The organism is Indioceanicola profundi, assembly GCF_003568845.1.
GTDB lineage: Bacteria > Pseudomonadota > Alphaproteobacteria > Azospirillales > Azospirillaceae > Indioceanicola > Indioceanicola profundi.
Genome location: NZ_CP030126.1, coordinates 1,353,438 through 1,367,298, shown reverse-complemented (window position 1 = coordinate 1,367,298; position 13,861 = coordinate 1,353,438). Strand labels below are relative to the sequence as shown.

14 protein-coding genes are annotated in these 13,861 nt (G+C 65.5%); 11 read left to right on the top strand and 3 right to left on the bottom strand.

Annotated features, from left to right (window positions below; genetic code table 11):
* Positions 1–85 precede the first annotated feature (85 nt).
* From kdsA to DOL89_RS06435, 11 genes are all read left to right on the top strand, one after another.
* Positions 86–928: a 3-deoxy-8-phosphooctulonate synthase gene (gene kdsA, locus DOL89_RS06485; RefSeq protein ID WP_119678400.1), complete on the top strand. Its 843-nt coding sequence runs from the start codon at positions 86–88 to the stop codon at positions 926–928.
* Between the two features lie 32 nt (positions 929–960).
* Positions 961–1,590, top strand: a complete 630-nt coding sequence (locus tag DOL89_RS06480; protein ID WP_119678399.1) for a lysophospholipid acyltransferase family protein — start codon at positions 961–963, stop codon at positions 1,588–1,590.
* A gap of 141 nt (positions 1,591–1,731) precedes the next feature.
* On the top strand, positions 1,732–3,012 hold the full coding sequence (gene eno, locus DOL89_RS06475; RefSeq protein WP_119678398.1) for a phosphopyruvate hydratase: 1,281 nt from the start codon (positions 1,732–1,734) through the stop codon (positions 3,010–3,012).
* A gap of 150 nt (positions 3,013–3,162) precedes the next feature.
* Complete coding sequence (locus DOL89_RS06470; protein WP_119678397.1) at positions 3,163–3,522, top strand: FtsB family cell division protein; 360 nt, start codon at positions 3,163–3,165, stop codon at positions 3,520–3,522.
* Positions 3,523–3,706: 184 nt separating this feature from the next.
* Positions 3,707–4,720 carry a pyruvate dehydrogenase (acetyl-transferring) E1 component subunit alpha gene (gene pdhA, locus DOL89_RS06465; protein ID WP_119678396.1) on the top strand — a complete coding sequence of 338 codons (1,014 nt, stop codon included), beginning with the start codon at positions 3,707–3,709 and terminating at the stop codon, positions 4,718–4,720.
* Positions 4,721–4,747: 27 nt separating this feature from the next.
* Positions 4,748–6,142, top strand: a complete 1,395-nt coding sequence (locus tag DOL89_RS06460; protein WP_119678395.1) for a pyruvate dehydrogenase complex E1 component subunit beta — start codon at positions 4,748–4,750, stop codon at positions 6,140–6,142.
* Positions 6,143–6,169: 27 nt separating this feature from the next.
* On the top strand, positions 6,170–7,543 hold the full coding sequence (locus DOL89_RS06455) for a pyruvate dehydrogenase complex dihydrolipoamide acetyltransferase (RefSeq protein ID WP_119678394.1): 1,374 nt from the start codon (positions 6,170–6,172) through the stop codon (positions 7,541–7,543).
* A 9-nt stretch (positions 7,544–7,552) separates the two neighbouring features.
* Positions 7,553–8,050 carry a GNAT family N-acetyltransferase gene (locus DOL89_RS06450; RefSeq protein ID WP_119678393.1) on the top strand — a complete coding sequence of 166 codons (498 nt, stop codon included), beginning with the start codon at positions 7,553–7,555 and terminating at the stop codon, positions 8,048–8,050.
* A 17-nt stretch (positions 8,051–8,067) separates the two neighbouring features.
* Entirely contained in the window at positions 8,068–9,465 is a 1,398-nt protein-coding gene (gene lpdA, locus DOL89_RS06445; RefSeq protein ID WP_119678392.1) for a dihydrolipoyl dehydrogenase, read from the top strand.
* A gap of 196 nt (positions 9,466–9,661) precedes the next feature.
* Positions 9,662–10,642, top strand: a complete 981-nt coding sequence (lipA, locus tag DOL89_RS06440; protein WP_119678391.1) for a lipoyl synthase — start codon at positions 9,662–9,664, stop codon at positions 10,640–10,642.
* A 25-nt stretch (positions 10,643–10,667) separates the two neighbouring features.
* Complete coding sequence (locus DOL89_RS06435) at positions 10,668–11,135, top strand: type II toxin-antitoxin system RatA family toxin (protein ID WP_119678390.1); 468 nt, start codon at positions 10,668–10,670, stop codon at positions 11,133–11,135.
* Positions 11,136–11,172: 37 nt separating this feature from the next.
* On the opposite strand, the gene DOL89_RS06430 is transcribed toward DOL89_RS06435, so the two are convergent.
* From DOL89_RS06430 to DOL89_RS06420, 3 genes are read right to left on the bottom strand one after another with little or no spacing between them, the layout of a single operon-like run.
* On the bottom strand, positions 11,173–11,916 hold the full coding sequence (locus DOL89_RS06430; protein WP_119678389.1) for a nucleotidyltransferase domain-containing protein: 744 nt from the start codon (positions 11,914–11,916) through the stop codon (positions 11,173–11,175).
* Positions 11,913–12,413 (bottom strand): CinA family protein, encoded by a 501-nt coding sequence (locus DOL89_RS06425; RefSeq protein ID WP_119678388.1) that lies wholly within the window; start codon positions 12,411–12,413, stop codon positions 11,913–11,915. Before DOL89_RS06425 ends, DOL89_RS06430 begins: the two co-directional genes overlap by 4 nt.
* A gap of 11 nt (positions 12,414–12,424) precedes the next feature.
* A complete protein-coding gene (locus DOL89_RS06420; RefSeq protein ID WP_119678387.1) occupies positions 12,425–13,591 on the bottom strand; it encodes a bifunctional 2-C-methyl-D-erythritol 4-phosphate cytidylyltransferase/2-C-methyl-D-erythritol 2,4-cyclodiphosphate synthase in 1,167 nt (388 codons plus the stop codon).
* Positions 13,592–13,861: the final 270 nt, after the last annotated feature.

Below are 13,861 nucleotides of genomic sequence, written 5' to 3'. Positions count from 1 at the left end.
CGCGAGGGCGGAGCGGATCGCGACCAACTCCGGGCTGCGGATACGTCGCAATCCGCTCCGCTCCTTGCGACCTATAGGTGCCGCCATGAATTCCCCCCGCGCCGTCGCGGTCCGCGATGTGCAGATCGCCAATGACAAGCCCTTTGTTCTGATCGCCGGGCCGTGCCAGCTCGAATCCCGCGATCATGCGCTGGAGATGTCCTCCGCCCTGGTGGAGCTGACACACAGGCTGGGAATTCCGCTGATCTACAAGTCCAGCTTCGACAAGGCGAACCGCACCAGCGTCTCCGCCGCCCGCGGACTGGGCATGGACAAGAGCCTGCCGATTCTGGCCGAAATCCGCGAGAAGTTCGGAATTCCGGTCCTCACCGACATCCATACGCCAGAGCAATGCGCACCGGTGGCGGAGGCGGTGGACGTGCTGCAGATTCCGGCCTTTCTCTGCCGCCAGACGGACCTGCTGCTGGCGGCCGGTGAGACCGGCAAGCCCATCAACGTGAAGAAGGGCCAGTTCCTGGCCCCCTGGGACATGAAGAACGTGGCGGCCAAGATCGCTTCCACGGGCAACCATAACGTCCTGCTGTGCGAACGGGGCGCCAGCTTCGGCTATAATACGCTGGTCAGCGACATGCGGTCCCTGCCGATCATGGCCCAGACTGGCTACCCGGTTGTGTTCGACGCCACGCACAGCGTGCAACAGCCGGGCGGGCAGGGGACCAGCAGCGGCGGACAGCGGGAGTTCGTCCCTGTTCTGGCCCGCGCCGCCATAGCCATCGGCGTTGCCGCCGTTTTCATGGAAACCCATCAGGACCCGGACTGCGCGCCGAGCGACGGTCCGAACATGGTCCCGCTGACGCAGATGGAGACTGTGCTCTCCACCCTCCTGGCGCTGGACCGTATTGCAAAGGCCGATCCCGTCGCCATCTGACCGGGACCATTTCGACCGACGAGGCCTGAACGATGTCCCTGAGTGTCCCCTCGATTGGCGCATCCGTACCCCGTCGCGGCAGCGCCCTGTCCCGATGGGCCGGCCGCACCATGCTCCGGCTGGGTGGCTGGAGCTTCGAAGGGGAAGTGCCGGACGTTCCGAAGTTCATCTGCATCGGCGCGCCGCATACGTCAAATTGGGACTTCTATGTCGTGATGGGTGCCGCGCTGGCACTTGGTATCGATATCAAGATCATGGGCAAGCACACGCTGATGAAGCCGCCGCTTGGTGCATTGATGCGCTGGTGCGGGGTCTTCGGCGTGGATCGCCGGAAGGCAGGCGGTGTGGTCGGTCAAGTTGCCGAACGCTTCCGTAATGCCGACAAGCTCGCCATGGCCATCGCGCCGGATGGCTCTCGCAGCGAGAGCCAGCACTGGAAGAGCGGATTCTGGCATATCGCGCGCGCCGCCGGAGTTCCCATTCTGCCCTGCGCGTTGGATTACGGTCGTCGTAAGGTACGGTTCGGCGAACTGCTCTGGATGACGGAGAGCATTGCGGCCGATCTGGCCCGCATTTCCGACTTCTACATAGGCACCAAAGGTGCGAAGCGCACGATGGATCGGCCGCTCACCACCAAGGAAACGGAAGCATTGGCTGCATAGGCCAGTCGAGCGGTAAGCCTTCCGGACGCCACGCTTCCCCTTGCTCCCGGCGGTTACGGCGGCTATGGGGATGGCCTGACCGTGCGCGTCCGGACCATCCTCCGGGCGGCGATGCGTCCTACAAGGAGGAGAGCGCAGCCAATGTCCGCCATCATCGACATCACCGCCCGCGAGATTCTCGACAGCCGCGGCAATCCCACCGTCGAGGTGGAGGTTCGGCTGGAAACCGGGGCGCTCGGCCGTGCGGCCGTTCCGTCGGGGGCTTCCACCGGCGCGCACGAGGCCGTCGAACTGCGCGACGGCGATAAGGACCGATATCTCGGCAAGGGCGTGCGCAAGGCCGTCGAGGCGGTGAATGGCGAAATCTTCGACACACTGGCCGGCCTGGAGTCGACCGAGCAGGTCGCCATCGACCGCACCATGATCGAATTGGACGGAACGCCGAACAAGTCGCGCCTGGGTGCCAACGCCATCCTCGGTGTCAGCCTGGCTACCGCCCGCGCGAGCGCTGAAGAGCTGGAGCAGCCGCTCTACCGTTACGTCGGCGGGACCAATGCCCGTATCCTGCCCGTGCCGATGATGAACATCATCAATGGCGGCGCGCATGCGGATAACCCGATCGACATTCAGGAATTCATGGTCATGCCGGTGGGGGCGGAGAGCTGCGCCGACGCCATCCGCATGGGCGCCGAAATCTTCCACGCGCTGAAGAAGAAGCTGAAGGACGCGGGCCATAACACGGCTGTGGGCGACGAGGGCGGCTTCGCGCCGAACCTGAAATCCACGACCGAGGCGCTCGACTTCATCATGCGGGCGGTCGAAGCGGCTGGTTACAAGCCCGGCGACGATGTTCTGCTGGCTCTCGACGCCGCGTCCACCGAGTTCTTCAAGAACGGCAAGTATGAGCTGGAAGGCGAGGGCAAGAGCCTCGATCCGGCCGGCATGGCCCGTTACTGGGAGGAGCTGATCGGAAAGTATCCAATCGTCTCCATCGAGGACGGCATGGCCGAGGATGATTGGGAGGGCTGGAAGGCTCTGACCAATGCCATCGGTTCCAAGTGCCAGCTCGTCGGCGACGACCTGTTCGTGACGAACCCGGCGCGCCTGTCCGACGGGATTTCCAAGGGCCTGGCCAATTCCATCCTGGTCAAGGTCAACCAGATCGGCACCCTGACCGAGACCCTGGAAGCGGTGCGCATCGCCCAGACCAACGGATACACCGCCGTCATGTCCCACCGCTCCGGCGAGACCGAGGATTCCACTATCGCGGATCTGGCGGTGGCAGCGAACTGCGGGCAGATCAAGACCGGTTCGCTCTCCCGGTCCGACCGGATCGCCAAGTACAACCAGCTGATTCGGATCGAGGAGGGGCTGGGTTATGCCGCCGTCTATCCGGGGCGCAGCGCTCTGAAGCGCGGCTGAGGACGCCAGGAGACTTCACCAACGCTAGGTATTGGGGCAGCCCGCCGGGCTGCCCCTTTTTCTTGTGCGATTTCAGTTAGGGCTTCGGACAATTCTTGTCGAACGCGTTTTCTATTTGACGGCCTGGATAGCCCATGATTCCATGCCGACATGATCGCCGCACGCCCCTTCTTCAATGGAATCAATCGCCTGCTCCGCCAGATCGTGGGGCCGGTCCTCGGGGCGTTTGTGGTGGCCTACTTCGCCTATCATACGGTTCAGGGCGACCGCGGCCTCGTCGCGCTGACGCATCTGCAGGGCGAAGTGGAGGAGGCGGAGCGCGTGCTGGAGCAGGTGCGATCCGAACGTATCGAGCTGGAGCGCCGTACCACCCTGCTGCGGCCCGACAGCCTGGACCCGGATATGTTGGAGGAGCGGGCGCGCGCCCAGCTCAACCACACGCATCCGGATGATCTGGTGATCCTCCTTCCGGGACGGCCTGACCCGCATCCGGCGCAGAGCGTCCCCTGATTTCCTACCTAAGCCGCTGAAAACGCTTCGATTAGCCTGTTCAAGGTTAATCCCAAAAATGCGTGCCAAAACAGCGTATTGCACTGCACACAGCTTGCAATGAGTTTCGCAGGGCGCTAGCACTAGCGGCACGTTGCGGCGCGACGCCTGTTGCCTGCGCGAACATTCTTTGAGGGAGGAGCGAGTGGCCACGTCCCGACGCCGCGCCAAGCCCGCGGCACCGCAAGCCGCATCCCTGCCTGGCCCGGATGAACTGATCCATTATTACCGTGAAATGCTGCTGATCCGCCGCTTCGAGGAGAAGGCGGGGCAGATGTACGGCATGGGCCTGATCGGCGGCTTCTGTCACCTCTATATCGGTCAGGAGGCCGTGGTTGTTGGCATCCAGGCTGCGCTGCAGCCCGGTGACAGCATCATCACCAGCTACCGCGACCACGGCCACATGCTGGCCTGCCAGATGGACCCCAAAGGCGTGATGGCCGAGCTGACCGGCCGCCGCGGGGGCTACTCCAAGGGCAAGGGCGGCTCAATGCACATGTTCAGCCGCGAGAAGAAGTTCTTCGGCGGGCATGGCATCGTCGGCGCCCAGGTGCCGATCGGAACCGGTCTGGCCTTCGCCCACAAGTACAACAAGGATGGCGGCATCAACGTCTGCTACATGGGCGACGGTGCGGTCAACCAGGGCCAGGTCTACGAAAGCTTCAACATGGCGGCGCTCTGGAAGCTGCCGGTTCTCTACATCATCGAGAACAACAAGTACGCCATGGGCACCTCCCAGGCGCGTGCCTCGGCCGGTGAGCTGTGCAATCGCGGCAGCGCCTACGGCATTCCGGGCAAGGCCGTGAACGGCATGGACGTGCTGGACGTGAAGGCCGCCGCCGATGAGGCTGTGAAGTACATCCGTTCCGGCAACGGCCCCATGATCCTCGAGATGAAGACCTACCGCTATCGCGGCCACTCCATGTCCGACCCGGCGAAGTACCGGACGAAGGAGGAGGTCAACAAGATGCGGTCGGAAAGCGACCCCATCGACAATCTGAAGAAGCGGCTTTTCGACGACGGCGTCGCCGACGAGGAGAAGCTGAAGGTCATCGACCGCGAGGTCAAACAGGTGGTCACCGAGGCTGCCGAGTTCGCCACCCAGAGCCCCGAGCCCGATCCGTCCGAACTGTGGACGGACGTGCTGGTGGAATCCTGAGCCGACGACATCCGGAGGAACCGACGAATGCCCGTACAGGTCCTGATGCCGGCCCTGTCGCCGACCATGACGGAAGGCAAGCTGGCCAAGTGGCTGAAGAAGGAAGGGGACGAGGTCAAGTCCGGCGATGTGCTGGCCGAGATCGAGACCGACAAGGCCACCATGGAGGTGGAGGCCGTGGACGAGGGGACGCTGGCCAAGATCCTGGTGCCGGAAGGCACCGATGGCGTGGCGGTGAACACCCCCATCGCCACGCTGGTCGGCGAGGATGAGAGCCCGACGGAGAGCCTCGCCCAGACCGAGGAGATCACGCCCAAGAGCGTGCCGCTGCAGCAGCCGAAGGGCGACGACAAGCCGGCCCCGGCTACCCTGCCGGACAGCCCGCCCAAGGGGCCGGCCGCACCGCCAGCGACCGACGAGGACAAGTACTTCGCCAATGTGCAGACGCAGACCGTCCGCGAGGCGCTGCGTGATGCCATGGCGGAGGAGATGCGCCGCGACCCCACCGTCTTCCTGATGGGCGAAGAGGTCGCGGAGTATCAGGGCGCCTACAAGGTGTCCCAGAACCTGCTGCAGGAGTTCGGGCCGGAGCGCGTGATCGATACGCCGATCACCGAGCACGGCTTTGCTGGCCTTGGTGTCGGCGCTGCGTTCGGCGGCCTGCGCCCGATCGTGGAGTTCATGACCATGAACTTCGCAATGCAGGCGATGGACCACATCATCAACTCCGCCGCCAAGACGTTGTACATGTCCGGCGGCCAGATGGGCTGCCCCATCGTGTTCCGCGGTCCGAACGGCGCCGCGGCGCGGGTGGGGGCGCAGCACAGCCAGGACTTCACGAGCTGGTACGCCAATGTGCCGGGCCTGAAGGTGGTCGCACCCTATACGGCGGCCGATGCCAAGGGGCTGCTGAAGGCGGCGATCCGCGATCCGAATCCGGTCATCGTGCTGGAAAACGAGATCCTCTACGGTCACTCCTTCCCGGTGCCGACCGATCCGGACTTCATCATCCCGATCGGCCGCGCCAAGGTGATCCGCCAGGGCACCGACGTGACCATCACGGCCTACTCGCTGATGGTGGCCCATGCCCTGGCCGCGGCTGAGCGGCTGGCGGAGGAGGGCATCTCCTGCGAGGTCATCGACCTCCGCACCATCCGCCCGCTGGATGTGGAGACGGTGGTCAATTCGGTGAAGAAGACCAACCGTCTGGTCAATGTGGAGGAAGGCTGGGCCTTCGCCGGCCTGGGTGCGGAGATGTCCGCGCTGATGATGGAGCACGCCTTCGACTATCTGGACGCGCCGGTCGTGCGCGTGCATGCGAAGGACGTTCCGCTGCCTTACGCCGCCAATCTGGAGAAGCTGGCGCTTCCCCAGCCCGACGACGTCGTCAAGGCCGTCAAGGCCGTCACCTACCGTCGCTGAGCGCCGGACCGCCCGGGAGGAACGAGTATGCCGATCGAGATCCTGATGCCGGCCCTGTCGCCCACCATGACGGAGGGCAAGCTGGCCCGGTGGCTGAAGAAGGAAGGGGACGAGGTCAAGTCCGGCGATGTGCTGGCCGAGATCGAGACCGACAAGGCCACCATGGAAGTGGAGGCCGTGGATGAGGGCAAGCTGGGCAAGATCCTGATCGCCGACGACACCGACGGTGTCGCGGTGAACACGCCCATCGCCCTGCTGCTGGAGGAGGGGGAGGATGAATCCGCCCTTTCCGCCGGCAAGCCCGCCCCGAAGCCGGCTGCCGCTCCGCAGCCGGAGAAGGTCGAGGTTCAGGCCGCGGTTCCGTCCTACGGCCAGCCCGGTCCGCAGGACAATGCCGTGGCGCCGAAGAGCGATGTCGGTCCCACGGCATCCGCCCAGCCGGCCCATGGTGGCGGCGACCGCGTGTTCGCCAGCCCGCTTGCCCGCCGCATGGCGGAGCAGTCTGGCCTGGATCTGTCCGGCGTGCAGGGTTCCGGCCCGAATGGCCGGATCGTGAAGGCGGATGTCGAGACGGCGCTGAAGGGCGGCAAGCCGGCCCAGGCGGCGAAGGCCGCCCCGGCTCCGGCACAGCAGCCGGCGCCCGCCGGGATCGGCACCTCTCCGTCGCCGGCCGCCCTGCCGCGTGGCGTCAATGCCAAGGACACCGCCGACAAGCTGGGCATGAAGTACAAGGTCCTGCCCAACTCCGGCATGCGCAAGACCATCGCCAAGCGCCTGACGGAGGCCTGGCAGACGATCCCGCACTTCGCCCTCACGGTGGATTGCGAGGTCGATGCCCTGCTTGCCCTCCGCAAGGAGCTGAACGAGCGGTCTGGCGAGAAGGTGTCCGTCAACGACTTCGTCGTGAAGGCGGTGGCACTGGCCCTGCGCAAGGTGCCGGCCGCCAACACCTCCTGGCACGAGGACGGCACTCTCCAGTACGAGAATGTCGACGTCTCCGTGGCCGTGGCGACAGAGGGCGGGCTGATCACCCCGATCGTCAAGAACGCCGACCAGAAGGGCCTGGCCACCATCTCCGCCGAGGTGAAGGCGCTCGCCCAGAAGGCCCGCGATGGCAAGCTGAAGCCGGAGGAGTTCCAGGGAGGCACCTTCAGCGTGTCCAACCTCGGCATGTTCGGCATCAAGAACTTCACCTCCATCATCAACCCGCCGCAGAGCTGCATCATGTCGGTGGGTGCGGGTGAGAAGCGGCCGGTGGTCAAGGGCGATGCCCTGGCCGTCGCCACCGTGATGACCTGCACGCTCACCGTCGACCACCGGTCGGTCGACGGAGCCGTGGGGGCGGAGTTCATGAAGGTCTTCAAGCAGATGATCGAGGACCCGATCACGATGATGCTGTAAGGCGGGACTATGAGCGGTCCCGCCGCCCCATCTGCCGCTCTCCGGCCCGCAGGGCCGGAGGATATCTGCCTCGTCCTCCGCTTCGTGCGGGAACTGGCGGAGTACGAGAAGCTGGCGGACCAGGTGGTAGCGACGGAGCAGGATTTCCGGGCGGCGCTGTTCGGGGAAAACCCGAAGGCGTTCGCCCTGATCCTGGAGGCGGATGGCGAACCTGCTGGCATCGCCATCTGGTTCTATAATTTCTCCACCTTCCTCGGGCGGCACGGCATCTATGTTGAGGATGTCTATGTCCGGCCGGAATTCCGCGGACGCGGACTCGGCAGGATGGTGTTCGAGCATCTGGCCCGCCGTTGTGTTGAGGAAGGGCTGGGCCGCCTGGAATGGTGGGTTCTCAACTGGAACGAACCGGCGATCCGGTTCTACCGCGGCATCGGCGCCGAGCCGATGGATGAATGGACCGTGCAGCGGGTCACGGGCGACGGATTGCGGCGCCTGGCCGGGCTGTAAGCGCGAAGGAGCGAACCATGGCCGACACCAACTACGACGTCCTTGTCATCGGCGCCGGACCCGGCGGGTACGTGGCGGCCATCCGCGCGGCCCAGCTCGGCATGAAGGCCGCCGTGGTGGAGCGGGAGCATCTGGGCGGCATCTGCCTGAACTGGGGCTGCATCCCGACAAAGGCGCTGCTGCGCAGCGCCGAGGTGGCGCACCTGATCCAGCATTCGAAGGATTACGGCATCACGGTCGAAGGCAAGGTCACCATGGACCTGCCGGCCATCGTGAAGCGCTCCCGCGGCGTGGCGGGCCAACTCTCCGCCGGCGTGAAGGGACTGCTGAAGAAGAACAAGGTTGCCGTGATCAACGGCAGCGCCAAGCTGTCCGGCAAGGGCAAGGTGACCGTCACTGGCCAGGACGCCGGCGACTACCAAGGCAAGCACATCATCATCGCCACCGGTGCGCGCGCGCGCGTGCTGCCGGGTCTTGAGCCCGACGGCAAGCTGGTCTGGACCTACCGCGAGGCCATGGTTCCGGAGAAGATGCCGAAGAGCCTGCTGGTCATCGGCACCGGCGCAATCGGCGTGGAGTTCGCCAGCTTCTATCGCAACATGGGCGTCGAGGTGACGCTGGTGGAGGTGATGGACCGCATCCTCCCCGTGGAGGATGAGGAGATCAGCGCGCTGGCCGCCAAGCAGTTCACCAAGCAGGGCATCAAGATCCGCGCCAACACCAAGGTGGTGAAGCTGGACAAGGGTGCCGACAACGTCACCGCCACGCTGGATGTGGGCAACGGCAAGACCGAGCAGGTCACCGTGGACCGCGTCATCTCCGCCGTCGGCATCGTCGGCAACAGCGAGAATCTCGGCCTTGAGAACACCAAGGTGAAGGTCGAGCGCGGCCACATCGTGACCGACGCCTACATGCGCACGGACGAGCCCGGCGTCTATGCCATCGGCGATGTCTGCGGCGCGCCCTGGCTGGCCCACAAGGCGAGCCACGAGGGCGTGATCTGCGTGGAGAAGATCGCCGGGCTTGAGGTCCATCCCATCGATGTCCGCAACATCCCGGGCTGCACCTACTCCCTGCCGCAGGTGGCCAGCGTCGGTCTGACGGAGAAGAAGGCCAAGGAGGCCGGTTACGAGGTCCGTGTCGGCCGCTTCCCCTTCATCGGCAACGGCAAGGCCATTGCGCTCGGTGAGCCGGAAGGGTTGGTGAAGACCGTGTTCGACGCCAAGACCGGTGAGCTTCTGGGTGCCCATATGATCGGCGCGGAGGTGACCGAGCTGATCCAGGGCTACACCGTCGCCAAGACGATGGAGACCACGGAGGCGGAGCTGATGCACACCATCTTCCCGCACCCGACCCTGTCCGAGATGATGCACGAGTCGGTCCTGGCCGCCTACGGGCGCGCCATCCATTACTAGGCCTGCGTTCCGGCTCTGCGCGCGGCTGTGCGGCCGCTGTGCCGGGCTTGGAAGCGCATCCGAACAGCATGGCAAGGCGGGCCGGACTTCCCGGTCCGCCTTGCATCATTCGCGGGGGAGGGTGGCGGATCGCCCCGCTTGGCCCGGGCAGCCTCTACCCCTATGTTTCACCTTACACAGCAAGGTGTTCTGTACCATGCCGATCAGCCCCGACCGCGTCCGCCATCCCGAAAAGGCCAACCGCCCGGACAACCCGATCCAGCGAAAGCCGGAATGGCTGCGGGTAAAGGCGCCGACCAGCCGCGAATACGCCGAGACGCGCGATCTCATGCGCGGGCTGAAGCTGAATACGGTGTGCGAGGAGGCGGCCTGCCCGAACATCGGGGAGTGCTGGAAGAAGAAGCACGCCACCTTCATGATCCTGGGCGCCATCTGCACGCGCGCCTGCGCCTTCTGCAACGTGGCGACCGGCCGGCCCGACCTGCTGGACCCGCATGAGCCGGAAAAGGTGGCGGAGGCCGTGGGCCAGCTCGGCCTGGAGCATGTGGTCATCACGTCCGTGGACCGGGATGACCTGCCCGATGGCGGGGCGGAGCATTTCGCCCGCACCATCACCAATATCCGCGCCACTTCCCCCGGAACGACGATCGAAATCCTGACGCCCGACTTCATGAAGAAGAAGGGCGCGGTGGAGGTCGTGGTCGAGGCACGTCCGGACGTGTTCAACCATAATCTGGAAACCGTCCCGCGCCTCTATCCCGGCATTCGTCCAGGTGCGCGTTACTTCACGTCCCTGAGCCTGTTGAACCGGGTGAAAGAGCTGGACCCGTCCATGTTCACCAAGTCGGGAATCATGGTCGGGCTCGGCGAGACGAAGGAGGAGGTGCAGCAGGTGATGGACGATCTCCGCGCCGCGGATGTCGACTTCCTGACCATCGGCCAGTATCTGGCGCCGACGCCGAAGCATGCGCCGGTGGACCGGTTCGTGACGCCGGACGAGTTCGCGAGCTATGCCAGCATCGCCCGCGGCAAGGGCTTCCTGATGGTGTCCAGCTCGCCGCTGACCCGCAGCTCCTATTTCGCCGGAGACGATTTCAAGAAGCTTCGCGCCGCGCGCGATGCCCGGCTGGCAGGCCGCGCCGCGCCGACCGAGGCGGAGGCCGTCGCCGCCGAGTAGGGCGACACGCAGAAACGGGACACGCATGCCAACCCACGCCGAACAGCGGGTACTGCCCTACACCCCTGACCAGCTCTTCCGCCTGGTGGCCGAGGTCGAGCGGTATCCGGAGTTCCTGCCCTGGGCCGTCGCCGCGCGCATCCGCAAGCGCGAGGGCAATGTGATCTGGGCGGATCTGGTCATCGGGTTCAAGATGATCCGGGAGCGCTTCACCTCGAAGGTGACGCTGAACGAGCCGGAACGGAGGATCGATGTGGAGTATGTGGAAGGGCCCTTCCACTATCTGAACAACCACTGGATCTTCGAGCCGCATCCGGATGGTTGCCTCGTCGATTTCTGCGTGGATTTCGAGTTCCGGAACAAGGTCCTGCAGAAGATCATCGGCGCCCTGTTCAACGAGGCGGTGAAGCGCATGGTCGCCGCCTTCGAGACGCGCGCGCATCAGCTTTATGGAACGCCCGGCGCCCCCAGGGCGGCGGCACGCTCGGTCTAAGCCGGTTATCCGGCGCCGGCAACGGGTTTGCGGGACTTCAGTCCCGCATGCGCCAATCTGCTGGCGCCTGCCGCCTGTCTCCTGCCATCAGGCGGCCGCCATGCGGCTCCAGACAGATATCGATCAAGGACTGAACGCCTGCGGAATCGCCCGTGGCGAAAAGTTGGGTGAATGCCTGCTCGAAAGCCGCTCCCAGCATGGGATCGTGGCGCATCAGGGCGCGCGCCAGACCCTTGCCGCTTCCGCTCCAGACGCCGGCCGCACGGACGGTGAAATCCGTCAGCTCCATATAAAGCCGGGCGCCGAGAGCGAGACGCTCTGCGGCACTCCGCTCAGGGATCAGGTCGGCGCCAAGATCGCTGATGGCATAACGGCGGGTGCGCGACTCCTCATCGGACAGAGGGGGCGGGCCGGCCTCCAGCACCGCTTCGGCCTGGCGTTTCAGCTCCTCAATGATGTCAGGCGTTCCGGCGATGGGAAGACCGTTCGCGACCATACGGGCGAGGCTCGGCTTGCCCTGTTTGCGATCCTGCTCCCAGAACCATGCCAGCGTGTCTGGGTCGTGCAGGAACAGCTCCACCGTGACGCCCTGACGCTCATGGGTTTCGCGGGCAGCGGCCTCGACGTGCCCATAGATGATCACCGCGTCGATGTCGGAGCCCGCCGTCGCCTGTCCACGGGCGACGGAGCCCGCCAGGAAGGCTGCTATGACGTCCGGCGACTCCGTCCACTCATGCAGGATGTCGTCCGCCAGCTCGAGCGTTGGGATGACGGGGCTCATGCCTGCTCCTCGCCAGCTAGGAGCATTGCCATCTCCAAGGCCCGCTGAACCGAGGCAAGGCGGACGGAGTCGCGGTCACCGGTGAATAGATGCCGCTCCACCAGTGCCGATCGACCTCGTCGGGCGGCGCCCAGATAGACCAGACCCACCGGCTTCGTCGCCGTGCCGCCCGTCGGGCCGGCGATGCCGGTGACGGACAGGGCGATATCCACACGGGTGCGGGCCAGGACGCCCAGCGCCATCTGACGCGCTACCGGCTCGCTTACCGCCCCATGGGTGGCAATAAGTATGGTCGGTACGCCCAGCAACTCCGCCTTGGCCTCGTTCGTGTAGGTGATGAAGCCGCAGTCCACCACGCTGGATGACCCGCCGACCGAGGTCAGGCAGGCGCAGATCAGCCCGCCTGTACAGCTTTCGGCCGTTCCCAGCGTCAATCTGGATTTCCGGCAGGCATCGAGAACCCGCTCGGCGAGTCCGGTCAGGGCAGGGGAGAACATCGGAGCCGTCCTCAGCCCGCGGAGAAGGGCAGGCGGACGGTGGCCGCGGCCTGGGCGGCGATGCCCTCCCGCCGGCCGGTGAAGCCCAGCCCTTCGGTGGTCGTGGCCTTCACGCTGACACGGCCGGGATCGATGCCGAGAATTTCCGCCATGCGCGCCACCATGGCCGGGCGGTGGGGACCAACCTTGGGCCGTTCGCAGATCAGCGTGACGTCCACATGGGCGATAACGCCGCCTCGTGCTCGCACCAGTTCGGCGGCATGGGCCAGGAACTGGGAACTGTCCGCTCCTTTCCAGCGCGGGTCGGAGGGGGGGAAGTGAGTACCGATATCGCCGTCGCAGATCGCGCCCAGGATGGCATCGGTCAGAGCGTGGAGCCCGACATCGGCGTCGGAGTGGCCTTCCAACTTCTGCGTGTGGGGCACCTTCACGCCGCAGAGCCAGACATGATCGCCATCCTCGAACTTATGGACGTCGAAACCGGTGCCGGTGCGGATGTCGGACAGTTCGGCCATGATCAGGCGCTCCGCCCGCGCCAGATCGTAGGCGTGGGTCACTTTCAGATTGTCGGGATTGCTCTGCACCAGCCGTACCTCAAGCCCGGCCTCCTCCGCCACGGCGGCATCATCGGTGAGGTCCAGGCTGCGGGCGGCGCGGTGCGCGGCCAGTATGTCCAGGAAGCGGAACCCCTGGGGCGTGCGGGCCCGCCACAGACCCATCCGGTCAATTGTGGACACCACCTCACCACCCCGCTCCCGCTTCAGCGTATCGGCCAGCGGGGTTGCGGCGATGGCTGCCGGCACTTCGACCAGCGCGTCGACAACGCGGGTAATCGTATCCCCGTCGACCAGGGGACGGGCGCCATCATGAATGAGCACCAGATCGGGCGCGCCATCCGCCTTCAGCGCCTCAAGGCCGTTCCGCACGCTTTCCTGCCGGGTGGCACCGCCGGCAACCGGTTCCGGGAGGTCCAGACCGGCCATGGCTTGGTCGTAAAGATGCCGGTGCTCGGGGCTGATCACGACGCGCACGGCTGTGATCCGCGGATGACGGCGGAACGCCTCGACGGACCGGCGCAGCACGGCTTGGCCGGCCAGGGGCAGGTACTGCTTGGGGATATCGGTCCCGAACCGCGCGCCGCGACCAGCGGCGACGATAAGGGCGACGCATGCAACCATGGTGTTCTGTATCTCCTGCCGGATCGGGCGCGGAGCCTAGCTCTATCCGTGCCGCACGCCAATCCCGGACATGCCCCTGCGCCGGTGAAATGCCGGCGGTCCCGCAACCCGGATTGACCAACCCGGGCCTATGCACCACTTGGACGGGTTCACCGGCGGGGCATCGGGCGGGTGGCGAATTCGCGCACCTCCCATTCTAAGGCACAGGCTTGCAAAATTCCTGCGGCGTGTTAGCGTTCCGCCTAAAAATCGAGCAGTTCGCAAAGGTGC